The 234-nt window shown below is 70.1% G+C and carries 1 protein-coding gene; it reads right to left on the bottom strand.

The annotated features are described in order from the left end of the window. Positions 1–4 precede the first annotated feature (4 nt). Positions 5–234: sensor histidine kinase (locus RRF55_RS28025; RefSeq protein ID WP_439419302.1), on the bottom strand; the 230-nt coding region annotated here is incomplete at its 5' end.

The following is a 234-nucleotide window of genomic DNA, read 5'->3' as shown; positions in this document are numbered from 1 at the left end:
CGCTTCAGGCACGCGCCGGATTGGCTGCCGACGCCTCGCGCGTCGGCGAGAAACGAAGCGTCGCCACAACGCCTTTCGATTCGCCCGGCCGTACACCGACCTCCCAGCCGTACAGCGCACACAGCCGGCTGACGATGGACAGTCCAATGCCACCGCCCTGCGAGTGGCCGGCATGCGTGCCGCGATAGCCGCGCTCGAACAGGCGCGCGGCGTCCTCCTTGCTGAGGCCAGGCC

It is taken from the genome of Klebsiella sp. K47 (assembly GCF_051858335.1).
Taxonomy (GTDB): domain Bacteria; phylum Pseudomonadota; class Gammaproteobacteria; order Enterobacterales; family Enterobacteriaceae; genus Klebsiella; species Klebsiella pneumoniae.
The sequence above is the reverse complement of the archived record's forward strand: the minus strand, read 5'-3'. Positions and strand labels throughout refer to the sequence as shown.